The sequence below is a fragment of the Lysinibacillus sp. NPDC058147 genome (assembly GCF_042884205.1).
Taxonomy (GTDB): Bacteria; Bacillota; Bacilli; order Bacillales_A; family Planococcaceae; genus Lysinibacillus.
This window is the reverse complement of sequence record NZ_JBHVUJ010000004.1, coordinates 136,131-161,935: the sequence shown is the minus strand read 5'-3', so window position 1 is coordinate 161,935 and position 25,805 is coordinate 136,131. Positions and strand designations below refer to the sequence as shown.

General features: G+C 37.0%; 23 protein-coding genes and 2 pseudogenes. 6 read left to right on the top strand and 19 right to left on the bottom strand.

Features of this window, described 5'->3' with window-relative positions; all coding sequences use genetic code 11:
• Positions 1-45: 45 nt before the first annotated feature.
• From ACFVT8_RS13490 to ACFVT8_RS13480, 3 genes are all read right to left on the bottom strand, one after another.
• Complete coding sequence (locus tag ACFVT8_RS13490) at positions 46-1,422, bottom strand: NAD(P)-dependent oxidoreductase (protein WP_387080904.1); 1,377 nt, start codon at positions 1,420-1,422, stop codon at positions 46-48.
• A gap of 374 nt (positions 1,423-1,796) precedes the next feature.
• The gene (gene hydA / locus ACFVT8_RS13485; protein ID WP_387080902.1) at positions 1,797-3,200 is read right to left on the bottom strand and encodes a dihydropyrimidinase; all 1,404 of its coding nucleotides are present in this window, start codon (positions 3,198-3,200) and stop codon (positions 1,797-1,799) included.
• 65 nt (positions 3,201-3,265) lie between these two features.
• The gene (locus tag ACFVT8_RS13480; RefSeq protein ID WP_387080900.1) at positions 3,266-4,510 is read right to left on the bottom strand and encodes a Zn-dependent hydrolase; all 1,245 of its coding nucleotides are present in this window, start codon (positions 4,508-4,510) and stop codon (positions 3,266-3,268) included.
• 138 nt (positions 4,511-4,648) lie between these two features.
• Here ACFVT8_RS13480 and ACFVT8_RS13475 point away from each other — a divergent pair, with 138 nt between their 5' ends.
• A complete protein-coding gene (locus ACFVT8_RS13475; RefSeq protein WP_387080898.1) occupies positions 4,649-5,818 on the top strand; it encodes a PucR family transcriptional regulator in 1,170 nt (389 codons plus the stop codon).
• 285 nt (positions 5,819-6,103) lie between these two features.
• Here ACFVT8_RS13475 and ACFVT8_RS13470 read toward each other — a convergent pair.
• The 5 genes and pseudogenes from ACFVT8_RS13470 to ACFVT8_RS13450 form a co-directional block, all read right to left on the bottom strand.
• Positions 6,104-6,225, bottom strand: a pseudogene (locus tag ACFVT8_RS13470) (IS3 family transposase).
• 35 nt (positions 6,226-6,260) lie between these two features.
• Positions 6,261-6,590, bottom strand: coding sequence for a DDE-type integrase/transposase/recombinase (locus tag ACFVT8_RS13465; protein ID WP_387080897.1), 330 nt, complete (start codon positions 6,588-6,590; stop codon positions 6,261-6,263).
• 29 nt (positions 6,591-6,619) lie between these two features.
• Positions 6,620-6,781: a transposase gene (locus ACFVT8_RS13460; protein WP_387080896.1), complete on the bottom strand. Its 162-nt coding sequence runs from the start codon at positions 6,779-6,781 to the stop codon at positions 6,620-6,622.
• Positions 6,782-6,869: 88 nt separating this feature from the next.
• On the bottom strand, positions 6,870-7,256 hold the full coding sequence (locus tag ACFVT8_RS13455; protein WP_387080894.1) for a DUF378 domain-containing protein: 387 nt from the start codon (positions 7,254-7,256) through the stop codon (positions 6,870-6,872).
• Between the two features lie 343 nt (positions 7,257-7,599).
• Positions 7,600-8,346, bottom strand: coding sequence for a hypothetical protein (locus ACFVT8_RS13450; RefSeq protein ID WP_387080892.1), 747 nt, complete (start codon positions 8,344-8,346; stop codon positions 7,600-7,602).
• Positions 8,347-8,942: 596 nt separating this feature from the next.
• Between ACFVT8_RS13450 and ACFVT8_RS13445 the strand changes: the two genes are divergently transcribed.
• On the top strand, positions 8,943-10,769 hold the full coding sequence (locus tag ACFVT8_RS13445; RefSeq protein ID WP_387080890.1) for a sensor domain-containing diguanylate cyclase: 1,827 nt from the start codon (positions 8,943-8,945) through the stop codon (positions 10,767-10,769).
• A 25-nt stretch (positions 10,770-10,794) separates the two neighbouring features.
• Here ACFVT8_RS13445 and ACFVT8_RS13440 read toward each other — a convergent pair whose 3' ends face one another.
• The 7 genes and pseudogenes from ACFVT8_RS13440 to ACFVT8_RS13410 form a co-directional block, all read right to left on the bottom strand.
• Positions 10,795-12,141, bottom strand: coding sequence for a hypothetical protein (locus ACFVT8_RS13440; RefSeq protein ID WP_387080888.1), 1,347 nt, complete (start codon positions 12,139-12,141; stop codon positions 10,795-10,797).
• Positions 12,142-12,434: 293 nt separating this feature from the next.
• On the bottom strand, positions 12,435-15,206 hold the full coding sequence (gene dinG, locus ACFVT8_RS13435) for an ATP-dependent DNA helicase DinG (protein WP_387080886.1): 2,772 nt from the start codon (positions 15,204-15,206) through the stop codon (positions 12,435-12,437).
• Between the two features lie 126 nt (positions 15,207-15,332).
• On the bottom strand, positions 15,333-15,716 hold the full coding sequence (gene panD, locus ACFVT8_RS13430; RefSeq protein WP_387080884.1) for an aspartate 1-decarboxylase: 384 nt from the start codon (positions 15,714-15,716) through the stop codon (positions 15,333-15,335).
• Between the two features lies 1 nt (position 15,717).
• Positions 15,718-16,572 carry a pantoate--beta-alanine ligase gene (gene panC, locus ACFVT8_RS13425; protein WP_387080882.1) on the bottom strand — a complete coding sequence of 285 codons (855 nt, stop codon included), beginning with the start codon at positions 16,570-16,572 and terminating at the stop codon, positions 15,718-15,720.
• The gene (panB, locus tag ACFVT8_RS13420; protein WP_387081515.1) at positions 16,572-17,408 is read right to left on the bottom strand and encodes a 3-methyl-2-oxobutanoate hydroxymethyltransferase; all 837 of its coding nucleotides are present in this window, start codon (positions 17,406-17,408) and stop codon (positions 16,572-16,574) included. The genes panC and panB overlap by 1 nt, the downstream gene beginning before the upstream one ends.
• 377 nt (positions 17,409-17,785) lie before the next feature.
• Positions 17,786-18,545, bottom strand: a pseudogene (locus tag ACFVT8_RS13415) (lysostaphin resistance A-like protein).
• Positions 18,536-18,919: a hypothetical protein gene (locus tag ACFVT8_RS13410; RefSeq protein WP_387080880.1), complete on the bottom strand. Its 384-nt coding sequence runs from the start codon at positions 18,917-18,919 to the stop codon at positions 18,536-18,538. Before ACFVT8_RS13410 ends, ACFVT8_RS13415 begins: the two are co-directional and overlap by 10 nt.
• A gap of 253 nt (positions 18,920-19,172) precedes the next feature.
• Here ACFVT8_RS13410 and ACFVT8_RS13405 point away from each other — a divergent pair, with 253 nt between their 5' ends.
• The 4 genes from ACFVT8_RS13405 (at position 19,173) to ACFVT8_RS13390 (ending at position 21,680) form a co-directional block, all read left to right on the top strand.
• On the top strand, positions 19,173-19,484 hold the full coding sequence (locus ACFVT8_RS13405) for a PadR family transcriptional regulator (RefSeq protein ID WP_387080878.1): 312 nt from the start codon (positions 19,173-19,175) through the stop codon (positions 19,482-19,484).
• Between the two features lies 1 nt (position 19,485).
• A complete protein-coding gene (locus ACFVT8_RS13400) occupies positions 19,486-20,103 on the top strand; it encodes a DUF1700 domain-containing protein (protein WP_387080876.1) in 618 nt (205 codons plus the stop codon).
• Complete coding sequence (locus ACFVT8_RS13395; RefSeq protein ID WP_387080875.1) at positions 20,103-20,936, top strand: DUF4097 family beta strand repeat-containing protein; 834 nt, start codon at positions 20,103-20,105, stop codon at positions 20,934-20,936. The genes ACFVT8_RS13400 and ACFVT8_RS13395 overlap by 1 nt, the downstream gene beginning before the upstream one ends.
• A gap of 219 nt (positions 20,937-21,155) precedes the next feature.
• The gene (locus ACFVT8_RS13390) at positions 21,156-21,680 is read left to right on the top strand and encodes a GNAT family N-acetyltransferase (RefSeq protein WP_387080873.1); all 525 of its coding nucleotides are present in this window, start codon (positions 21,156-21,158) and stop codon (positions 21,678-21,680) included.
• A 137-nt stretch (positions 21,681-21,817) separates the two neighbouring features.
• On the opposite strand, the gene ACFVT8_RS13385 is transcribed toward ACFVT8_RS13390, so the two are convergent.
• The 4 genes from ACFVT8_RS13385 to mgsA all read right to left on the bottom strand — a co-directional run bounded on the left by ACFVT8_RS13385 (position 21,818) and on the right by mgsA (position 25,799).
• Positions 21,818-22,801 carry a biotin--[acetyl-CoA-carboxylase] ligase gene (locus ACFVT8_RS13385; protein ID WP_387080871.1) on the bottom strand — a complete coding sequence of 328 codons (984 nt, stop codon included), beginning with the start codon at positions 22,799-22,801 and terminating at the stop codon, positions 21,818-21,820.
• A 247-nt stretch (positions 22,802-23,048) separates the two neighbouring features.
• Positions 23,049-24,230, bottom strand: coding sequence for a CCA tRNA nucleotidyltransferase (locus tag ACFVT8_RS13380; RefSeq protein ID WP_387080870.1), 1,182 nt, complete (start codon positions 24,228-24,230; stop codon positions 23,049-23,051).
• Positions 24,217-25,362 (bottom strand): N-acetyl-alpha-D-glucosaminyl L-malate synthase BshA, encoded by a 1,146-nt coding sequence (gene bshA / locus ACFVT8_RS13375; RefSeq protein ID WP_387080868.1) that lies wholly within the window; start codon positions 25,360-25,362, stop codon positions 24,217-24,219. The genes ACFVT8_RS13380 and bshA overlap by 14 nt, the downstream gene beginning before the upstream one ends.
• A gap of 32 nt (positions 25,363-25,394) precedes the next feature.
• On the bottom strand, positions 25,395-25,799 hold the full coding sequence (gene mgsA, locus ACFVT8_RS13370) for a methylglyoxal synthase (protein ID WP_387080866.1): 405 nt from the start codon (positions 25,797-25,799) through the stop codon (positions 25,395-25,397).
• Between the last annotated feature and the right edge of the window lie 6 nt (positions 25,800-25,805).

Below are 25,805 nucleotides of genomic sequence, written 5' to 3'. Positions count from 1 at the left end.
GGACACCTATTGAAAAGTAGCTTAAATCTGCATTCATCTCACCAACTATATATGTGGGAGACTTCCGCTGAAAGAAGTTAAACGTTCATGGATCTTGTATGCTGCGTCTTTTCCTTGCTGTACAGCTGTTACAACCATCGCTTCGCCCTGGCCATTCCCGAAGACGACATCTCCACATGCAAATACTTTGTCTTTCGAAGTTTGCATTGTCGTTTCATCAATATCGACAACGCCATTTGTATGCCGTAAGCCAAATGCTTCAATCAATGCCACAAAACGTGTTTGCCCAATTGCCTTAATAACAGCATCCACTTCAATAATAAAATTGGACCCTTCAATCTCCTCAGGTCTTTGTCGACCATCAGCACCCGCTTCACCGAGCTTCATTTTCACACATTCAATGCCTACGACCTCACCTGACTCATTGCCAATAATTTTTTTCGGTGCTGTTAGCCACTTAAACTCCACACTATCCTGCTTGGCAAATTCATATTCAAATTTGTACGCAGTCATTTCCTTTTGTGTTCGTCTATAAAGAATTTGAACATTGTCAGCACCTAATCGGACAGCACATGTAGCACCGTCAATCGCGGTATTTCCTGCACCGATGACAGCCACTCGCTTCCCAACAATATCTTTTGTAAGCGGTCCCATTTTTGTCTTTCTGACAAATTCTATCGCATCATGAACACCGTCTAAATCTTCTCCCTCAATACCCAGATTCGGCACAGCGCCCATACCGACTGATAAAACAACACTGTCATATTGTTCTAGGATTTCATCAGCAGAAATATCAACACCGACAGTTGTGTTTGTTTTGATTTCCACTCCAAGATTTTTGATTTGTTCAATTTCCCAATCAACGACATTGTTTGGTAAACGGAACGACACAATACCATAGCTCCCTAAGCCACCAGCTTTCGATTCAGCCTCATAAATAGTAACCTGATAACCAAATCGACTTAGTTCACGAGCAGCTGATAAACCAGCGGGACCTGAACCAATAATCGCTACCTTTAGTCCGTTTCTTTGCCCTTGCTTAAATAGCTGAGCATTCGTTTCCATTGCCCAATCTGTTGCATAGCGCTGTAGCTCTCCGATTTTAATTGGCTTTGTTGAGGAATTTAACACACACGCCCCTTCACATAGTTCCTCCGTTGGACAAACCCTTGCACAGCTTGCACCAATTGGATTTGCTTCTAATATAGTCGTAGCAGAGCCCTTCATATTACCAGATGCAATTTTTTTTATGAAATTTGGGATTTGAATACTCGTTGGACATGCTTTAATGCACGGTGCATCATAGCAATACAGGCAACGATTAGATTCCTCAATTGCTTCATTCTTTGTCATCCTGCTAGTCAATTCCATAAAATTACGGTTTAGCTGTTGAGACATTGTATTTTCTTGATTCGGAGCCATTTCCACATCCCCCTCATGTGTTCATTTTTTCCTTCTTATAATGGCTCGTCACCATAACGTGTGGTTGATTTCCGTTCCAGCTAGTCGCTTTGTTGTAGCTGTCGCTTCGCTTTCGCACAGATAAAACAATTGCTGTCGCAACGCTTTCGCACATAAAACACCCGCTGCGCTCCAATCAGCCTATATACATGGCATACGTTTGAACATATGTCATCCACAACTTTTGGTGATGAGCATTATTGATTACACCATTGAAAAAAGAGCTACATTCAACATTCATCTCACCACGTATAGGGATAAATAGTCTTCTGTAGCTAAATGAAAATATTACGAAACCGATTGCTCTGCTCTCCATCCAAAGCAATCGGTCAGTACTAAATGTTTAGTGCTTCTGCAGCCATTGTTTTTAATGCACGTTTGATATATTTCCCACTACCTAATACACCAACAAATTCTTTATTTTTAATGACATATTCTCCACGTACTAGAACACTTACTGGTTCACCTGTTACTTCCCATCCCTCATATGGGTTATAATCCACGTTCATATGATGTGTTTTAGCCGAAATTTCTCGTTTAACCTCTGGATCAAAAATAACGATATCGGCATCAGAACCAATTGCAATTGTTCCTTTTTGTGGGAATAAACCAAATATTTTCGCTGCACTTGTGGAAATCATATCGACAAACTCATGAATGGAAATTTTCCCTTTTGCAACACCTTCTGAATATAAAATACTGAAACGGTCTTCAATAAAAGGTCCACCGTTAGGAATTTTAGAAAAATCATTTAATCCTAACTGCTTCTTACCCTTAAAACTAAATGAGCACTGATCAGAGCCAATTGTTTGCAGTTGTTTTGCTTTAAGAGCATTCCATAAATGATCCTGATGGTATTTCGGGCGAAGTGGTGGGGACCAAACATATTTTGCACCCTCAAAACCAGGTTGTGCTAAAGCAGATTGATCCAAAGTTAAATATGGTGGACATGTTTCTCCATAGACGTCATAGCCTTTTTCACGCGCAGCAATGATCTCATCTACCGCCTCTTTACATGTTACATGGACAACATAAAGGGTAGCGCCAGCAATATGGGCTAACTCAATTGCACGTTTTGTCGCTTCGCCTTCTAATTCAGCTGGGCGAGTGAGCGCATGATAAATCGGCTCCTTATGACCTGCACGTCGCGCCTCTTCTACAAGCTCATCAATAACTGAACCATTTTCACAGTGCACCATAACAACAGCACCGAGGTCTTTCGCTATTTTAAAAGCCTTAAAAAGGGTGCGATCTGTTGCTTGAAATTCTTTTGCATAAGCCATAAATACCTTTACAGAAGTAATGCCCTCCTGCTCTAAGATTTGCGGTAATTCAGCTTCTGTTTCAGGGGTTAAATCACCAATCATTAAGTGGAATCCGTAGTCGATAGCTGATTTCCCCTTCGCCTTGTCATGCCACTTTTCAACTGCAGCTGATAGTTTTTCCTCGCCAGCCGTTAAGCAGAAATCCAAAATAGTAGTTGTTCCACCAAAAGCTGCGGCAATGGTACCAGATTTCCAATCATCATCTGTTACAGTATTATTAAATGGCATATCTAAATGTGTGTGCGGATCAATTCCTCCGGGCATCACATATTTACCAGTAGCATCAATAACTTCTGCCCCAACGTCGGATAGATTTTTGCCAATTTGAACAATTTTTCCGTTTTCAATTAAAATGTCTGCCTCAAAAACATCTGCAGCTGTCGCCACTCGTCCACCTTTAATAATTTTTTTCATTCTGCCCCTCACCCTTCGTAAAATAATGGAGAATGCTCAATCATGAAAATGTTAGGAAACATACCTTAATGTAAAGTGTAGGTCTCTCCCATACTGAACTTTGTTTGCAGCGTCAACACTGTTTCAAGTAATACATCTGCTCCTTTCGCACAATCCTCAAATGTTGTTTCCTCTTCCTCGCAATGACTCTTACCATTAATACTAGGTACGAAAATCATCGCTGATGGAACAATGCTTGCAATATATTGCGCATCATGCCCTGCCCCGCTAAACATACGATGAGCAGTATAGCCGAAACTCTGACAAGCCCTTTCCACTTCATTACAAATATGAGTATCAAAATATACTGTATCTCTACCCCATAGCTTAACTGGTTTAATGCTACAGCCCATATCCTCTGTAGGAAGATTATTCAGTATGTCCTCAACCTTTTGCATAACTTCTGGTTTTTGATGACGTGAATCTATCGTAAAAGTCACATTGTTCGGTATCACGGTATGGATATTTGGAGAAACATTCATTCGGCCAAAGGTAAACACTAGTTGTTCATCAATTTTTCCGAGCTCTTCATGTAAATACGTAATGATTTTTGAAGTTACGATCATCGGATCTTGACGCATTGTCATTGGTGTCGTTCCAGCATGATTTGACTGTCCTGAAACCGCAATTTCATAGCAAACCATCCCTAATACACCTTCAACAACTCCTATTTCCAGTTGCTTCGCCTCTAGAACTGGCCCTTGCTCGATATGCAATTCGATATAAGCAAGTGCTTCATTTAATCGATTTTCTTGATCTCCCTCATAACCACTTGCTTGCAGTGCTGCTTTGAAACTAGTGCCATTTTTATCTACAGATTGCAGCATTTTTTCTTTTTCAAATTTTGCTGAGATGACACCAGAGCTCATCATTGCAGGATCAAAACGAGCACCTTCTTCATTTGTAAAATTCACAATCATTATAGGGATATCTAGCTCGATCTCGTTCTCCTTTAACGTTCTTACGGCCTCTATTGCAGTTAAAACGCCTAATACACCATCAAATTTCCCACCCTTTTCAACGGAATCTAAATGCGACCCCATAACAATTGGAGGGACATCCTTTTTCCCAGGTAGAATAGCATAAATATTACCCATATCATCGACTTTGATATCCATCCCTAATTCATCACAACACTCACAAAAATAGTTTCTTGCTAATACATCCTCATTCGAAAGAGACAAACGAGTTACGCCACCATTTTCAGTAGCTCCAAATTGACTAAATTGTTCAATTAACTCTTGCAATCGTCTACTATTACACTTATACATATGCAAGTCCTCTCTTTCACAGTAGTTATACACATTCTATAAAAGATAAAAATTATGAGATATAGATAGCAAACTAAAAAAATATGTGCAACTGCACATAATATATGTTAAATTATGTTCATAATAAGGGGGGAAAAAATGGGGACAATTCGCAAAATTGTAGAGGGAGTCCAATTCCCAATGCTAACATTAGTAGCTGGACAGAGCGGAACTTTTCGGAGAGTTACCGGGATTAACGTAGTAGAAAGCATTGATCTAATTATGTTTTGTAGACCTAATGAATTAGTCGTGACTACAGGTATTAATTTATCTTCAGAAGGAGATTCCTTAGAGCAACTTGTAAAACTAGCTTTCTCTAAAAAAGTAGCAGGTTTTATCATCAATACCGGCCCATACATTCCAAATATACCAGAATCAGTCATCACTTTTGCCAACGAACATGATTTCCCTATTTTTCACATGCCATGGAATTATCGAATAGCAGATTTATTAAAAACAACATTTCAATTTATTGCCAATCACCATCAAGAGCTTTCTATCGAGGAAAAGGTTCTTTATAACTTACTTTTTCACTACAAACAAAACGCCGACTACATTAAAGATCAATTAGCACTATTAGGTTTTCCACAAAGTAGGGAGCTAGCCATCATTTCATGCACAACAAATGGTGCACAAGCTAATATTGACCGTTACGAGGTCATGATCCAATTTGCACTTCAAAATAGATATAAACGCTTCTTAAAACTAAAGCATAAAAATCACCTCATCTTTTTAATCGACAGAGCACAAATTATTACGCCAAATACTCCCTTCTCAAAAGTTGTTGAAGAAATTTACGACAAAATTACGCAAAAAAATGGTTACTTGGATATTATCATTGGTAAAGGAAATTTTCATAAAGAGCTTGAAAATGTCCGCAAAAGCTATGATGAGTCATTAACAGTAATCCAATTAGCAAAGCTTCATAACAATCGTTTCCTATATAAATATAAAGAAATTGGTGCCTACAAAATTATCATGGCTGTGCAAAATCAAACATTAATCAAATCATATAGCCAAGACATCTTAGGGGTGCTTTATCGCTATGATGAATTGCATAACTCAGATTATGTACAATTTTTACGCATTTATCTCGATGAAAATGGAAGTACCCGTAGGATTAGTGAGCGCCTATTTATTCATCGCAACACAGTACTTTATAAAACTAAAAAAATAGAAACGCTATTAGATATGGACTTAAGTAACCCATTTACAAAAACAAATCTCTATATTGCATTTTTGATTGAGGATGTGTTGACGCACCAATAAATCTTATCACTATAAGATTTCGGTTCCGATCAAGTATGTTTCTACTAAAGTCTAAGCAATTCCAAAATAAGTTTTAAAGAAGATAATGAATCCGATCCCTTGTCTTTCTAGGTAATAAGGCTAATGGGACATACGAATGAAAGAGCTTCTAGTATAAATCCGCTTCGTTATCTGGGTATCCACCCTTATATCTTTGCGGATTTTCACTAAAAGTGTTCTCTAAGCCATATCGAAAAAACTGACGAACCAAATGTGATCTAACCCAAAAAAGTTAGACATATTTAGTTAAGCAACTTCTAAGACCTGAGTTCGGTACTCCACCGGGCTTAGGTCTTTTAATTTTCCCTTCATTCGTTTGTGATTGTAATAGTGAATATAGTCTTGGAGTTCCTGTTCAAAATGTGCATGGATTCGAATTCTTGTAGATACAGGAGTTCAGATTTTAATAAGCCAAAGAAATTTTCAATGACTGCGTTATCCAAACAATTGCCTTACGGGACATACTCTGTGTAATTCCATGTTGTTTTAATGTTTGTTGATACTTTTTCATTTGATAATGCCAACCTTGATCCGAATGAAGAATGACTTGATCACCTGATTGAAGGCGCTCCAATGCTTGTTCTAACATATTATGGACTAAATTATATACTGGACGATTCATTACCGTGTATGCAATGATTTCGCCATTGCATAAATCAAGGACAGGTGATAAATAGCGTTTCTCACCAAATAGATGGAATTCTGTCACGTCTGTTACCCATTTCTCGTTCATTTTTTTCGCTGTAAAATCGCGTTATAGGACTATAAGAAAGTCTCTACCCCATTTTTTTGATAACGGCGAACCCATTCACTTACAACCTGTTCTGACACTCCGATATCTTTCGCTATTTCAATCATAGGCTCATTTCCATTTAAGTATCGTTGGACTGCTTGAATACGTTGTTCAGGACTTACTTTTGCCATAAAAAAAACCCCCGTAAAAGTTAGATTGGTGTCTAACTTTTACGGGGCAGTTCAATGGTCATCAGTTTTTTGAGGAATAAACTCGAGGTTATTTCTTATTTTTGTTTTTATTTTTATGTTTGCTATGTGAATCCTTTTTTTCTTCTTTTAGTACATTAGTTGTTTTTAATGCAGTAAAATCTGCTTCATCACCAAATTCCATACCATAGCTTGGATTTCTGTCTATGCGAGTATGATGGTCATGATCATCATTTAAATCAGGAACAAGATCTTCGTCCTCATCAAATCGCATAATAAGAATAGGTAAGGATATTAGTCCTGCTAATCCAACGAATGCGTAAATCCATCGTGACAATACTGCTGTTTGTCCACCGAACAAATAGGCAACTAAGTCAAATCTAAAAAATCCTATAAGTCCCCAGTTGATTGCTCCAATGATAACTAACACTAAAGCGATTCTATAAACTACGCTCATTTTTACACCTCCTTCATTTGTAATAACGAAGCCAGTTATACACTTGAAGTTCCATCTTCTCATATATAAAAAACGTCGATATTGCTAAAAAACCTGTCATAACAAGTGAGAAAACTACAAATAATTATTGTAATTAAATCGCTCATTTTGACGGTCTTATTTTTAGCAATAACCGCTTATTTATACAAAATGCAACCTAGGCTAAGTTATGTTACAAACAAAGAAAATGACTATTTAGAACTTTATTTCACAGTTTATAAAGAATCAAAGGTGCTAAATACTTTTTCAATTACATTGTCAGCGTTTATTTCCATTAAGCTCACTTTTTTACTTTTTATAGATTTTAATCCCCAGTAATCCTTTTCAGCAATAGCTTAAAGTGAGTCTTTTTTTGTTGATTAAAACTAAAATAATCCACCGCATTTATAGTCGGTGCATCTCCTATACTCATTGTATTAAAATCATCAAAACCTTTTTTTGAAAGTAGCTGAATCATATCCTGTACAGCAACACGCTGGAATGAGTCAGAAATTGTCAGCTGTTTCATCTGATATAAAAAATCTTGCCAAGAAATATAAGTTAGAGCAACATCTTCTGCAATAATGTTGCGTTCCATTACGATATCACATACAGCTTTGCAGAATGTACGATCTGCTATAAACAACAAGATTTTCTGCTTATGTGGTGCTTTATTTTTTAAAATATTAGATTCCCTTGCTAATTGATTTTTGCTAATGTTCGTTTCTGTATTTTCTTTAATGTTATAAACCTCATCATCTGATGACAAACCACTTTGATATTTAACCTCAATACCAATAATAACTGACTCAAATTCAATAATTACGTCTATTTCGCCTTCCTTATCATAAGGCCAGAATGTAATATTTTCAGCCCACATATCATATGTAAGTTTAAGTAGCTCTTTACAGATTTGTTCATTATTTACACCTTTAGCTAATATTTTTCCTATACCGCTTTGAAATGATAAATAACGCAGGGAACCGAAAATCATACCCGTTAAATTGTCCTCTAATCGATCCGTTAAATTAGAGCCACTACTACTAATCTTTCCGTGTATTTCTGCCAACATTAATAGGCTCACCTCCCTTTTTTAAACCATTTAAATTTTGATTTTTCATGCTTAAGTAGTCATTCCTTTCTCCATATCCCAACTACATAGCCTGTTAACTCAACACCCCTTCTGAAATACCTTCTTATTGATTTACCTAGCCATCATATTATCAGGAAGTATTCATTCATTTCGTCCTCATTCTTGCTCTTATGGTCTTTGAAAAAATCGAAGGAATCCTAACCAAATTATCTTCTTTCAGTTATCGTAACTTTTATGTTAATCCTTTATTTGCAATTCGTAAAAATCCTAAACATATAATAATTGTGATATATTTACATAAAGTTAAACTTAATTCAGTTAGGGTTTCTTCATCCCCCACTGATTAATTGTCTTTACCAATCGTACCTTTTCGAGCAGCTAATCTCCCACCCAGCTTCTTTGCATTTACTGAAATTGAAGATGAAAGTCTTGTAGCTTACGCTTCGCTTTCGGTACAAATAAATTACTGCTCGTTGCCACGGGAAAAACTCTATTTTTAGAGCACCTTATTTTACCTTTAATTAACATCCTTACTAGTAACTAAAGGTTAGGGATTAGGATAGGAGAAAGAATAAATGTTGAAAAAAAAAATTATAAAAGCTAACCTAATATTTTATTTTTTTATCGTACTCATATTTACTTTTACACAATTCAGCTTACCATGTCATGCTGCAGAACTTTCAGAACCTACTATATTGGGAAAGCATTATGATATTTTTCGTGATTCGTCAAAAAAAATTACGATAGAAGATTTATTAAGTGGTACATATGACAATTCATTTGTCACTAGTAAAGAGAATTATTTATTCTTTTGGCATACAAATGATACAATTTGGCTACGATTAGATGCCGATGAAATATTAAAGGATAAACAGGAGTCTTACTGGTTTGAAGTAACAGACAAGCTAGATAGCATTGAAATGTATTTAGTGAAAAAAGATGGCACCTATAGTATTCAAAAAAGAGGAATTTCAAATATTGACAATCAAAGCATTCATTATCGCTCTAATTTATTTCAAATCCAAGACACCTCCATCAAAGAAATTTATATTAAATTAGATGGTGAATTACCATTAAATTCAATTTCTTATCTTTTTACAACGGATAGCTTTATCAATAAAATTATTGACTATAAATATTTAACAGGAATTTTTTATGGGTTCTTATCAGCATTATTAATTTACAATTTATTTTTATTTTTTTCGTTAAAAGAGAAGGCTTACTTTTACTATGTTTTGTATATGTTTAGTTTTATCCTCTATCAAGCTACATTGAATTCTTTAGATATTGAAATAGCAAGTCAATATTTACCTAAATGGTATTTAATAAAATCTCCCGCAATCAGTGGAAATTTATTACTTTTATTTATGCTTTTATTTTGCAAAGAATTTCTTGAACTAAAAAAATATTTACCTCGATTCCACAAAATCGGAAATCTATTATTATGGATCACTATACTTTCATTAATTGCTTCATTCGTTGTCCCTGATGTTTCGATTACAAATAATTTTACAATTATTTTCTCTGTAGTTGTCTTTATTTTTCTTTGGTTATCAGGAATATTTGTGTTGCTAAAAGGTCAGAAAATGGCTAGGTTTTATATGGTAGGTTGGACTGTTCTACTTGGTTCCATTATTGTACAAGCATTGGCCTTTTTAAGTTTAATTCCATTCCATCCAGTTATATTTGAAGAAGTTCCTGCAATTGGTGCTATTTTTGAATCTATATTTTTATCATTAGCATTAGGCGATAAAATTAATATTATTAAAAAAGAACATCAAAAAATGCAACAAACGCTAAATGAAACGCTCGAACATAAAGTAAAGGAGCGGACACAAGAGCTAGAAAGAGCAAAGCTTGAGCTTGAAAAGTTGGCAAATACAGATCGCCTAACTCAAATTCCAAATCGTGTAAGGTTAGATGATGTTTTAGATGAAGCATTTCAACATGCTCACCATCAAGAGGTTCCGTTCTCTATTATTCTATTAGATATTGATTATTTTAAAGAAGTAAATGATGAGTTTGGCCATCAAGTAGGCGACTTAGTTTTAATGAGCGTAGCAGAGATATTACAAAATACTATTCGAGAACAAGATACAATTGGAAGATGGGGTGGCGAGGAATTTTTAGTTATTTGTCCTCAAACTACACTAGATGATGCTGTAAAGCTTTCTGAAAAGCTTCGTCAACAATTAGAAATTCATGAATTCCCTATTGTACAACGAAAAACTAGTAGCTTCGGTGTAACTAGCTATGTAGATGGTGATACACGAAATACATTATTATCAAGATGTGATAAAGCGTTATATCAAGCAAAAGAACGAGGGAGAAACTGTGTTGAATTTTTGTATGCAACCCCTGCAAAATTATCAAAACATACATTTACTCCTCATGCTAAGTAATATATCCATCCCCTTAACAAGTTTGTTAAGGGGATTTGTATGTTCGTTTTAATTTCCATGATCCAAACAATAAGAGACATCCAATTATAGTAATGATTAAAATAGCCGTTGTTATTAAATCGGTAAACATTTGATTTTTGTAGTAAAAAGTCTTTCCACTGAGCGCTAAGAACACTTCGTTTAGTGGTATATGATTGATAAAGCTGTTTATTAAAATGAAGAAAAAGAAACACATTTGATTGATTATACTTCCTAGTTTAGACCAACTACTACGTAATAGAAGACTGGAATCTTTAAATGAATCAGTTGCATCATAAGCAAGGCGATTTAATCTTACAGCCTGTAGTGATGAAAAGAAACCTATAAGGAAACCACCAATTGCTATTGTCCAAGGTATCACAGTGAGTAAAATTCCTAAAACAAAAGCGATATTGATGACGGTTAGTGGGTGATATTGTTTAAAATAATTTATGATTTTATTTCCTATAAATAATGAAAATATAATACCTAATCCATATGGCATATAAATATTATAAATCGCGAAAGAACTACTTTTTTGCGATAATGCAAAAAAAGTACCGTACAATAGATAAAAATTAACTACCATACCTTGGATAAAGGAAAAAAAATAAATAAACTTCGGAAGACGAAGTTGAATTTTTGATTTTGTAATCATTAACGTAAGAACCGTCATTGTAATCAGGATACTTACAATTAATAATACGGTAAGAATTTGAAAGTTTGTTTCACGGGTAGCTTTTATAACAAAAAGTAATAAAGTGAATAAAATAAATAATATAAATGATGATGCTGAAAAACGAGAAGAATGCAATATGGCAATCGGGTATATCGGCATATGTCTTAATGAAATATAGCATATTGATAAAGCAACCCCATAAATCACAAAAGCTAAACTTGGATGATTAGAGTTAGCAGTAAATAAAATTAATGGAACGATTATGATAATAGTTAGTAACGCGAATAAATATTGCTTTGATTTCATTGTAGTTCTAAAAAAGTGCTTTTCATGATATTGAGTTGTAGTGTAGAGTGGCAACAAAATACTCACTGCAATCCCCATAAAAACAGCAGATAGTTCAATCCAAATTGATGAAAATGGTGCTAAAGCTCCGCATATTGTCCCGATAATTGCGAGGATAAGAAAACCTAACAATAATTCGCGGGTGTTTACCTTTTTCCTGAATGAGTTAATAAGAAAGGTACCTGTGTTTTGGAAAGCGTAAAAGATTATTAGCGGAAACCAACCGTTCAAAATTGTATTGTAAGTATTACCAATAATAGTAAAAAGAAAATAAGGCAAAAATATTATGGTATTCATAATGGCATATGTAAAGTAATTGTATTTAGTCATAAAACCAACCTCTTTTACAGTTTATATTTCCTACTTTATAGTGTTTATATTAGCATGAACTTTTGAGATAGGTCATACGAGACACCATCAAGTCGGATTTCATTCGTATCAAGGGGTAAACCCTACCCTGCTCTCCCCTTCTAGATGATAGTCTCATTTATACATTCATAAAAAGCGTGCCAATCCTTCTCATTCATATAAGTGAAGAGTATCATCCTTGTATGAGATTCGCTGTCCCAAGAAACCGGGAATACGAAAACCCCTTCTAGCAAAACTGCTAAAAGGGGTTCCAGTTATTTCTGCCAATTATTAAGTTCCTTTAACAACTCAGGTAGCTGTAATTTCTTAACATCAATCGGTGGTAAAGCTTTGACAAATTCTTTGCCGTACGACTTTGTTGAAATTCGGCGATCTAAAACGATAAAGGCTCCTTTATCCTGTGATGAACGAATTAAACGACCAAAGCCTTGTTTAAAACGCATGATGGCTTCTGGTAGTGATAGCTCGTTAAAGGAATTGCGACCTTGTGCAGTAATATGCTTTGCTCGCGCCTTAAAAACAGGCTCTTCTGGTGAGGAGAACGGCAGACGTACAACGATAACCGATGCAAGTGCGTCACCTGGAACGTCTACACCTTCCCAGAAGCTATTTGTACCAAAAAGAACAGCATGGCTAAATTTTTGGAATGATTTCAGGATGCGCATGCGGCTACCACCCGTTACACCTTGTGCAAAGAGCATATAGTCATCAAGGAGTTCACTATCTTGAATAAGCTCCACTGTTTTTCGAAGCATGTCCTGTGCGGTAAATAGGACAAAACAACGTCCTTCCGTCATTCGCACTGTACGTGTAATCGCATGAGCGACCGCTTCAATATATTCATCCTGTGACACATGTTGAATATCAGGCATATCTGTAACAATAAATGCCTTCGCTCCTGCATAATAGGATGCTGGAGCTTGGAGCTTTCTTACTTGCACACTATCGGAAATACCGAGTTGACGCGTCACAAAACGCTCATTACCCGGAACAGTTAAAGTACCTGAAGTCCATACAATACTAGCCTGCTTGCGAAGCGGTGCAAGTACTTTTTCAATGATAGGTGTGACATTAACTGGCTTTTTAAAAACTTGCAAACTACCTGGAACACTTCGTAAATCAAATTCTAACCATACTGAATTATCATTCTGTGACGATAGGAAGATTTCCTCCCATTCAGCGATTTTTACTTTTAATTCACGGATCCAATAATGCCATTCCGATAATATATAGTGCTCATTTTTATCTAGTTGCTCAATATTATTTTCAAAGGCTTGCCCCACTTCCGTCGCAAGGTCAAGCCACTGCTGTGTGAACTTACTCACTTGTAAAAGCGGTTCTTTTGCTAACGATACATCCTCTAAAAACAAAGTACATTTGCTACTAGCCTGTTTTCCTTTTATTTGTTGCTGCATTTTTTGAACAGCCCGCAGAATAGTGTCATCGAATGTCCGTTGCAGTCGTATAAATTGTGCATCTAGTCGTTGCAAGCTTTGCATAGAAACACGTTGTTTTTTCTTAGCTGCCTGACTGAATTGCTGGAACAAAGCAGCTTCCTCCATCGTTCCTATTTGACCGAAAATGTACTTCCACTGCGTATAGGAGAAGACAATTTCGTCCTGCTGCATGGCAGATTGTATAAATTGATGTGCTTCGTCAATAATCCATCCGTCAATTTGTGTAAAGATGGGTGTTTGACGGACTAAATCACTGAGTACCATAGAATGATTGGTTACAATGCAATCGGCAAATTCACTATTTTTTAACGCCTGCTCATAGAAATCAAAGCCCTTAGAAGGTTTTTCATCAGGCATTTTGCGGATTTTCTCTAAAAATAGTTGTCCACCACCAGAAACATTGAGCTCACTTAACACACCTGTTTCTGTTTTAGTCAGCCAAACGAGAATTTGCAAAATCGTAAATGTATCATCATAAGTTTCATCAGCATAAGCCATACATTGCTCAAAGCGTGCAACGTCAATATAATGCTGCATGCCTTTAAGAACAGCAATATTTACTTTAGTGCCAAGGATTTTTTCAATTTTTGGGAGCTCTTCCTCAACTAGCTGCTCCTGCAAGTGTGACGTATATGTGCTAATCGCAATTTTTTTATCGACTGCTCGAGCATACAAAATCGCTGGGAGTAGATAACCAGCTGTTTTACCAATACCTGTTGAGGCCTCTATCACGCACTCCCTTTTGTCATTGAGCGCCTGCCAAATAGTGTCCATCATTTCGAATTGTGCAGGTCTTTGTTCAAAATTTGGCATCGCCTTTGTCATTAATGCTGTTTTGTCAGCTTCTGTTTGTGGATATGATACAATCTCTGCATTATTTGTATGCTTTTTTCGACCATCACAAATAGCCAAATTACGATAGTACGAGACATTCTCATTAGCAGTTACATGCTGTCGTTTAATTTGAAGAGCCTCGAAGAAAAGTTGGGATAAATTTGATTTCAATCTGAACGAACGTTTATGCATTTGTTCAAGAGTTAGCTGCGGGAGACTGAGTAGCTCTCTCCAGCATTGTTTAAAGAGCTCTGCCGTTGCACGGGCATCGTCATCAGCTCGGTGTGCATTCGTTAGCTCTATATTTAAATCCGCCGCTAAATCACCTAGCTTAAAGCTCAGCGACATTGGAAATAGTATTTTGGCAAGCTCAACCGTGTCCATCTTTTTACCTTGCCATTTCGGTAAACCTGCACGCTTGAATTCTGCTTGTAAAAAGGATAAGTCAAAATCCGCATTATGCGCGACAAATACACAATCAGCAAGCAGTTCATATATGTAGTCGGCATGTGCCTCAAACGGCAAGGCATCCTTTACATCCTCATCCGTAATATGCGTTAAATCCTGAATGAAAGTTGGTATAGCTTTACCTGGATAAATAAACTTCGTAAAGGTACGCTCAATTTTCCAATCTTTCATAATAACAATTGCGATTTGAATCATTCGGTCCCCATTTGCCGGTGAATGACCAGTCGTCTCTAAATCAACAATTGCATACTTTTGACTTTCCATCATACATCTCAACTCACAGTTCACATTAGATAGATGAATTTTATCATATATTTGGCTCAACGGCATCCCTCTACCCCTATAGATAGTACACAAAAAGAAGCATGTACAATTTGTACACGCTTCCTCGCTTTACATCACTGTTGCTTCTGGCTCATAGGCAATCATTTCTTTAATTTTATTGCCCTCGCCCATAATAGCTACTGTTGGCTTATGATCTTTTGCCTCTTCGTTATCTACATACACATAAGAAATAATAATCACAATATCGCCACGTTGTACTAGGCGTGCGGCTGCACCGTTCACACAAATAACGCCTGATCCACGTTCCCCTGCAATAATATAAGTTTCAAAACGTGCGCCATTGTTGTTATTGACGATATGCACCTTTTCGTTTGGAAGCATCCCTACTGCATCTAAAATATCCTCGTCAATCGTAATAGATCCAACATAGTTTAAATCTGCTTGTGTCACTGTAGCACGGTGGATTTTACTGTTCATCATCATTCGTAACATATTACAATCCTTCTTTCACATTAAAGATACAATTATCAATTAAACGAGTTTTACCAATATAGACAGCTACTGCTAAAAGCACTTGCTCCGTTTCAGCAAAAACGGGTGTTAAATCTGGATACGCTAATAGTTCAATATAGTCTATATCGCCATGTGTGCGCGCTGCAATGTGTGCCTTTGCTTTTGCAAGCGCATTTGCCGCGTCCCTATGCGCTAAAAAGCTATTACGAGCAAGCTGTAGCGCTTCATTAATGGCGGGTGCCTCAAGACGCTCCGCTTCACTTAAATACACATTTCGAGAGGATTTCGCTAAACCGTCCTCTTCCCGTACAATGGGTACTACTCGCATTTCTAAAGGGAAATTAAAATCGCGTACCATCGTAGCAATAATAGCAACCTGCTGTGCATCTTTTTGTCCAAAATAAGCTCGTGTCGGCTGTGCTAGGTGAAATAATTTTGAAACGACTTGTAAAACGCCATCAAAATGTCCTGGACGGCTCGCTCCACAAAGAATTGTTGCCTGTTCACCAGCATGAATACGAATACCACCATCATGCGGATACATTTCTTCAACACTCGGTGCGAAAACAATATCTACACCGACAGACTCTGCCAAAGCAGTATCCCGTGGTAAATCACGCGGATAGCTTTCAAAATCTTCGTCTGGCCCAAATTGTGTTGGGTTTACAAAGATACTCATAACAACTAAATCATTTTCTGCACGAGCTGTTTTCGCTAGCGTTAAATGGCCCTCATGTAAGTACCCCATTGTTGGAACGAGTCCAATTGTTTTTTGAGCTTGCTTAGCTGCTTGGATTTCTACGGTTAGTGCTTGGATTGTAGTGACGACTTTCATTATTTTACGCCCCCATATAGCTGATCCAACGCTTCCTCTTTCATCGTGAAGAAATGCTTCGGCGCAGGGAATGTACCTGCCTTTACCGCTTCTACGTAACCAGCAATTCCACGGCTTGCTTCTTGACCCATATTAGCAAACTGTTCTACAAATTTTGGCACATGATGCGAACCGTAGCTTAACATGTCATGATAAACCAAAACTTGTCCATCAGCCTCTACACCAGCTCCAATGCCGATTGTTGGAATAATGAGATTAGCAGATACCATCTCTGTTAGCTGATGCGGAATACATTCTAAAACGACTGCACATGCTCCAGCCTCTTGACATTTTTTTGCATCTTCAATGAGTTTCGTTGCCTGTTCAGCTGTTTTACCCTGAACCTTGTAGCCACCAAGTACTCCTGCTGATTGAGGTAGTAAACCTAAATGAGCTACCACCGGAATGCCAGCTGACGTTAATTTACGAATTGCTGGTAGAACATCGTCTGCACCCTCTAACTTCAGTGCATCTGCTCCTGTTTCTTGCATCATAGTTACCCCCGTTTTCAACGTCTCGTGTACATCACCGTGGTACGAACCAAATGGCATATCAACAACAACAAACGTCTCCTTTGCCCCTCGGCGCACTGCTTTTGCATGATGAACCATATCGGCTACTGTTACTGGCATTGTAGAATCATAGCCTAGTACTACCATACCTAGTGAATCTCCCACTAGAATCATATCGACGCCTGCTTCCTCGGCAAATTTTGCTGCAGGATAATCATATGCAGTAAGCATAACGATCTTCTCACCTGCAGCCTTCATCTTTAAAAAATCTGAAGTTGTTTTCATCATGTAGTCCTCCTTTTTTAAGGAAAGAAAACAGAAAAACCCCTCTGTTCCTAAAATAGACAGAAGGGTAGTGTTTCGTTCGTTTTCAAAAATCACCTCTTGTTTTAGATTAGAGGCCATAACTTAATAAAGGGATATCGAAGCAAATCTCTTTGAGAGAATTGCCCATTCCATTGACTCAAGTTATATTTTTGAACGCTTGTTTTCTTCCGTCCCTGTCATTAAAAGATCAAGGCAGATATTTATTGTAAATTGTTCTTACGTTTTGAAGGTGCCGTTCACAAAAGGATACTGCCCTTCGCACATACTATAACAGATTCTCCTAGTAATCTTCAATTATTATTTTCTAATAATTACGATCAATAGTAATTCCAATTTTAAACCATTCGTTTCTGAAAGATTGATTTTCGATAAACTTCAAACATTGTAAATAGGAACAAGGCAAATAAAAATGTGAATATACCAGAAATTACATTTGTAACTGGTACAAAGACATCCCAAAATGAATTGGTTAATGCGTGGAAAATAATACAGAGAAAAATACTTTTAGTGGATTGGTAAATGATCGTCAATAAAAAGGATAACGCTAAAGTTATTAGAGAAAACCATAGGAAGTTCATGTTCATTTGATTTGACCCTATGACAAACCATAATGGCAGATGCCAGACTGCCCAAATAACGCCCACAATCATTGTGCTCGTGAAGGGAGACCATCTTTTTTGTAATGTAGGCTGTAAAAAACCACGCCAGCCGATTTCTTCCACCCCTCCTCCTATAATCATGATTGGCAATTCAAGTAACGCCAGATATATTGGATTCTCCATAGTTGCTCCGCCCCATAGCGTTGGTAAAAAAAGGCGCAAATGCCAATCCGATTACAAAAATACACCAAGATACAGGATGTTTTGGATTTTTCACATTATGGATAAATAATTTAAACTCTTCTTTAGTCGAATATTTCTTTTTCAACCAAATCTCACAAATTGCAGGAGTAATTCCGCCGAGAATAAACAATAGCATATATATTGCATTGCCAAACTTCAGTAAATTCAGCTGTGTTAATAAGGCCAAACTGCCCCATATTATCCAAGACGTAGCAAAGGTATAAAATAGAAATCTCCTTATCTCTAAACCCAACTTGTATCCTCTCCTTCATTCGTACTCAATAGTAACAATACGGATTTGCAAAGTGTATTCATTAAACGAATTTCATCAAGTTGAACATTTTTATTTGGGAACATCCCGTAACATTTTTGCAAAACAACGTCTCTCACAATGCCATCAATGGATGTCATCATAAAGGTAGATAAATCCTCTATCGAAATCTCAGGCTTAAAGCAGCCTGAAGAAATACCCTTATGGATTGAATGAAAAATTTGTTGCATCAAATATTGCCCACTTTCATTCTCGTAAATGTTCGATAAAATTTTCTTTTCTCTTTCTGGATTGTTAGCACATAAAATCGTAAGCTCAAATTGGATTTTGCCAACTGTTGATACGTTCTCCTTCATGTACTCTCCAAGAAAATTAAATAATTTAATGATTGTTTTTGTAGGAGAATTACTCGTATCCGTAATTTCATCGATAATATGTTTATAGTCTGCATCGCAGGCCTAAGCACAAAGCCGATTTTGGACGCAATTATGCCGAGGCATAATTGATTAAAATTTGACAATTCAACATGATATGTAATATACTTCCACCATACTATACGACGTATAATATAAAACCTTGTATAGGTATTACAATGTGAGGTGAGAGAAAATGACATTTCAACTTGGCTCAGCTTTACTTGACGCTTGTGTACTCGCCATCGTCGATAAAGAGGATGCTTATGGTTACTCATTAACACAGCAAATACAATCCGTGATGGATATATCAGAATCTACGCTGTACCCAGTATTACGTCGTTTACAAAAAGCAAATTGCTTAACAACCTACGATCAGCCCTACCAAGGCAGAAATAGACGGTATTACCAAATTACCGAGCAAGGCCGAATACGATTACTGGAACTATTAAAAGAATGGCACAAGTATAAAGAAAAGGTTGATTGTGTACTTATAGGAGGGAAATAAGATGAATAGAGCAAGCTTTTTGAAAAAGCTACGGGGGAAATTACAACGTCTTCCAGCGCATGAGATTGATGCTGCGCTTGCCTATTATGAGGAATATTTCGATGAAGCAGGAGAGGAAAATGAACAGCGGGTCATACAACAACTAGGCTCCCCTTCTCATGTTGCATCACAAATAATGGCAGACTATGCATTAAAGGATATAGAAGCAACTTCAACTTCAACTTCAACTTCAGCTTCAACTAAGAAGAATATGTCTGCGATTTGGCTTATCATTCTAGCAATATTATCTGCCCCACTTTCTTTACCGCTACTTGCAGTAGCTATAGCACTTATTTTTTCATTTGGAGCAGTTGTATTCAGCGTTATCATCGCAATTATCGCAACTGTACTTGGTATCTTTTTCGGTGGAATCGCTGCACTTATTTCAGGCTTCTTCATTTTAACTAAGGACTGGCCAACAGCATCACTCTTTATGGGTGTTGGCTTTATCGTAACAGGTTTGGGCATCCTACTTTTCCCAATCGTTGCTCGTTTAATCAAAACAATCGTTGTTGTTTGTGTTGAAGCATTAGGTAAACTATTCCATATAATAACGAAGAAGCAAAAGGAGGGATACTAATGACGTCTCGACATACCCATATTGCCATTACAATGATTGCTTTAGGCGTATTGTTAGCTTTAGTTGGTTATTTCTCTGGTGGAAAATGGAGTTTTGTGATAAATGATGAAGGTATCCAACTGCCTGAGAACAATAAACTAGTAAACAATTCCTATAAACTAGATGATTTCACTAATCTCAATATTATCAATCACTATGGAGATGTTGAAATTGTTACTAGTGATCGTTATGCATTAGAAACAAATGTTATTAAAGATGATGATGTGACGTACATTATTAAAGACAATACATTAACTGTTGAAACAAAGAGTAAGAAGAAGAATGGTTTCGAATTCGGATTTTTTAACTTCAGTACTCCTTCCATCAAAATCTATGTTCCTTCAGATATAAAATTGAAAACCATTGTCCTTAATAGTAATTTTGGAGATACAACGATTCGTGGTTTGAAATATCAAGAGTTAAATTTAATTGAAGATTTTGGAGACATACTATTTAAAGACTCTACTGGTGATAAAACAGAGATTACACAATCATTTGGTGATATGAAGCTACAACAATTTTCAAGTAATGGCTTCGTTGCCGAAAGTGAACATGGTGATATTAACATAGATGGAACATTAAATGGTCAATCCACTATTACGTCTGACTTTGGAGATACAACACTTCACTTACAAAACAAGAAAAGTGAGCTTGGCTATGAATTAGAAACTGACTTCGGGGATCTTTCAGTTGATAAGGAAGATCAAAACAGCAAGGTATCACAAATATATAAGGGTGATAACCAGCTAAAAGTAACACTTTCTTACGGTGACTTACAATTAATGTTGAAGTAAAGAGATTTGGCAAAATGAGGAGTTGATTTCCGTTCCGGCTAGGCGCTTTGTTGCTGACGCTTCGCTTTCGCACAGAAAACATTTGTTGCTGACGCTTCGCTTTCGCACAGTAAACATTTGTTGCTGACGCTTCGCTTTCGCACAGAAAACATTTGTCGCTGTCGCGCGTCAATTATGGCATCATCTTAGATAAAAAATACGATTTTTGAGGTGATCAATATGAAAATTAGAAAAGCAAACTTTGAAGATGCTCAAGGTATCGGAAAAGTACATGTTGACAGTTGGAGAACAACTTATAAAGACATTCTTCCAGATGATTTTTTGAATAATTTATCTTACAAGCAGCGAACAGAACTTTGGAAGAAGAATATTTCAGATACTTCGAATTATGTACTGGTGGCGGAAAATGAACTAGGTGAAATAATTGGCTTTGCAACTGGTGGCACGCGAAAAACTAATTCAGTACCCAATGCAACTGATTTAACGTCTATCTATCTATTAGAAGAATATCAAGGGACGGGAATCGGTAAACAACTACTCAAAGAAATATTCACCTATTTTAAACAAAAAGGATACGAAAAAGTATTTGTTGAAGTATTAGCAGAAAATAAAACACGCTATTTCTATGAATATTATGGTGCACAGTATGTCAATAATGTAGAAATAAAAATTGGTGGAAAAATAGTAGAAGAGCTTATTTATGTATGGAGTGATATTGATGAGGTTACAGAAAAAATAAAATAGGGAACTATGCGAAACTGTTATAATCTAAAAATATGAAAGAACGTATATTCTCAAATTGAAAATATACGTTCTTGATTTAATTTTTTTAACAGATAAACCAGTACATACTAAATACAATAACAGAGTAACCCTATGCTCTACAAAATTTTTATATCTCCAGAATAAATTGTTCGAACTGTGCCATCATCCTCTTTTAGCTGTAGTACACCTTCATCCGTAACCCCACTGGCAATGCCTTCAAAGCGCCCGCGTAAAGTTGTTACTTCAATACGTTGTCCAATGGTGCATGACATTTGTTCCCATAGCTTTTTAATGCTAGCAAAGCCATCTCTCACGTATAGATCCGTGAATTGTTCTAAATATTGAAGAATAGATGCAACAAGGGCTGCACGATTAATTTCCTCACCCGCTTCTAAACGTAAGGATGTCGCAATATCAGCAATTTCTGGGGAGAAGTCTGATTCACCTTGATTTGCATTAATACCTATGCCTACTAGCAGTGCTTGTACACGGTCTGCCTCAGCCTGCATTTCTGTTAATATACCAGTACATTTTTTCCCTTTAATGAGTAAATCATTTGGCCATTTAATGGCTGGTTCAACATGTTTATATAATGTTTTAATAGCCATCGTAACCGCAACAGCTACGACAAGCGTATACGATGAAGCTTGCTGAGGAGTAACATCAGGTCTCACAATCACGGTCATCCAAATACCTGTACCATTTGCAGATTCCCATGGACGCGCCATACGACCACGACCAGCAGTTTGCTCCTCCCCGATTATTATCGTGCCATGCGGAGCGCCTTCTTGTGCAAACTTATGAGCGATTGTTTGTGTTGAATCTACAACATCAAAATAATGAATTTCACGTCCAAAATGTTCTGTATTTAAAAATAGTTCAATTTGTGTTGGACTTAAGCTATTTGGCACACCAGTCAGTACATAGCCCTTTTTCTTTACCGTTTCAAATGTATAGCCTTCCTCCTGTAGCGACTGCATATGTTTCCATACAGCTGTACGTGATACTCCAAGGGAATCTGCTAGCTCCTGACCCGAAACCGCTTCACCATTAGCAGCTAATATTCTTTTTAAAATTTCATCCTTCATAGAAGTACTCATGCTAATCAATCCTTTATTAAACTCTGCTATATTTTTTTATTTGAATATTGATTCAATTGTATTAATCATACTGTAAATTATGACAATTGACCACAATCTATCATCAAATATCTTTTAGCTACTAGTTATCTTCACTCCAATCAATGTAACCTCCAATTTCTGACCATCCAAAAAATAGAGCAAATAAATTAATAAGGAGCCGTCTCATTCATTTTTTGAGACCGGCTCCCCGTTTTTAAATCTATCTTTAATATTCTTTGTTGAAATAATCGTGTTCTATCCAATTTTTTATCTGTTGTCGATCATTTTGAAGCTTGCCATTAACAACTGCTTCAAGCATCACCTGCAAAGCTTCTTTTACCCATGGTCCACCTTTTTTTCCAGACCATTTTATTAAATCTGTACCGTTTACAATTAGCTCTCGCTTGTGTTTAATGGGAAGCTTCGTCTGTATTTCATGAATACTTAGCTGTGGCATTTGCACGTCAAGCTGTCTCAGCTTCGCAAAATAACAAGCTGTCTCTAGTTCCTGTTGTGTATATAAAAAGTAATCCATTTTCGACCAGCCACTTTTTAAAGCTTTTAAAGCTTCTAACACAGCTTTGACAAATGCCATCTCCTTATTCGATAAACGATAGTCACCTAGCACTTCACGCCAATGATCACCCTGTAAAGCCGCAAAATATGCCCAGCCTAATAGCTTGTCCTGTGTGTTAAATTCAAACCAGTCATCAGCTTGAAAAGTACCATTCAAATAATTCACCAAGCTACTTTCTTCAAGCTTTCTTATACCGTTAAAAACATCTTTCCCTACCCATAGCTTATCGAGCTCTGCCTTTATGCGCTCCTTCGCAATCCAAGAAATATTATCAGCCTTGTCCTGCATTGCTTTCAAGGTTTCTGATTCAATTAGAAAACCGAGCTGAGCTGAAAAACGCACGGCTCGTAGCATTCGTAATGCATCTTCCGAAAAGCGTTTCTGCGCGTTACCAACAGCTCGAATTATACCAGCCTCAATATCTTGGCGTCCTCCATAAAAATCAACAAAAGAACCATCACGACGCATCGCAATGGCATTCATCGTAAAGTCTCGGCGCTGTAAATCTTCTTTTAACGAACGTACAAATTGCACTTCTTCGGGTCTACGGTGATCCGTATATTCACCATCTGTGCGATATGTCGTTACTTCCACCGATCCAGCTGGCACGATAACAAGTACCGTCCCATGCTGAATCCCTATATCAACCGTGTGATTAAAGATAGACTTTACTTCGTCTGGCATGGCATTTGTTGCAACGTCTACATCGTGAGCAGGACGACCGAGTATAGCATCTCGAACCGCGCCGCCGACTATCACTGCTTCAAAGCCTGCGTTTTCTAGTTTTTCAATAACTGAATAGGCTGCTTGCCATTCTTTATTGTTTTGCATGATTTCTTTCAGCAACCTTTTCATACAATTTTTCATATTGTTCTACAATTTTAGATGAATGGAATTTTTCATCAACAGCACGGATAGCTGCTTCACGGAAACGTTGTAGTTTCTCTTCATCATTTAATAGGTTTACGGCATACTCTGCCACTGCGTCCGTATCACCTAATTCTACTATATAGCCATCTACACCATGCTCAATGACTTCTGGAATACCGCCTACAGCTGATCCAATACAAGGTACACCACAAGCCATTGCTTCAAGTAAGACTAACCCGAAAGATTCCTGCTGTGATAATAATAATTTAAGGTCACTGATCGCATACAATTCAGCCAAATTTTCTTGTTTGCCTAAAAATAGAACATCCTCCATATAAGGGCTTTCCTTTACTTGATCCATTACACGATGCTTTTCTGGGCCATCTCCTACAAGCAATAGCTTTGCCTTCATGTTTGCACGAATCTTCATAAAGGCGTCTATAATATGCGGAAGATTTTTAATTTTACGGAAGTTTGATACGTGAATAATAACTTTTTCATCCTCTTCAATTCCAAATTGTTCCTTAAGGGTTCCTGAATTTCGTGGGAAGTATTCACGTTCATCAACAAAGTTATAAATCGTGTTAATCGGCTTTACTGTATCGATAAGCTCATAGGTTTGCTGCTTTAATGCCTCTGACACTGTCGTAACGATATCAGATTTGTCAATGCCATACTTAATTGCCTGTGAAAGAGTGGAATCCTGCCCAAGCACCGAAATATCTGTACCGTGTAACGTTGTGACAATCCCAATGTCGCGACCACTCATTTCACGTGCTAAAACAGCACAGACAGCATGTGGTATTGCATAATGCACATGAAGCACATCTAGTTCTTCATCCTTAATCACGTCCGCCATTTTACTCGCTAATGCTATATCATATGGCGAATATTGAAATACTGAATAATTGTTAACTTCTACTTCATGGAAAAAGACGGTTGGATAAATTTTATTCAATCGAAATGGTACGCTTGAGGTGATGAAATGAATCTCGTGTCCCCTCTCTGCAAGCATTTTTCCTAATTCTGTTGCAATAACACCAGAGCCTCCAACTGTTGGATAACAGGTAATGCCGATTTTTAGCTTTTTCATTCGATTATCATCCTTTCTAAATCACGTCTTTTTTAATTTCGTCTTTCTTGAATCAGTCTCCAATCCACAAAGCCTTCTTGTAGGCCTTTTAGTAATATTTCTGCTGTTCCCATATTTGTGGCCAGTGGCACTTGGTAAACATCACAAAGACGAATAAGTGCAGAAACATCTGGCTCATGTGGTTGTGCTGTTAAAGGATCACGGAAAAAAATGACCATGTCCATATCATTATTGGCAATCATTGCGCCAATTTGTTGATCTCCTCCGAGTGGTCCTGAACGAAAACGTGTTACCTCTAAGCCTGTAGCTTCAATAACACGCTGTCCTGTTGTACCCGTAGCAAACAACTTATGCTCATTTAAAATATTTTGGTATGCAATAGCAAACTGTACTAAATTATCTTTTTTACGATCATGTGCAATTAATGCGATTTTCATAATGCT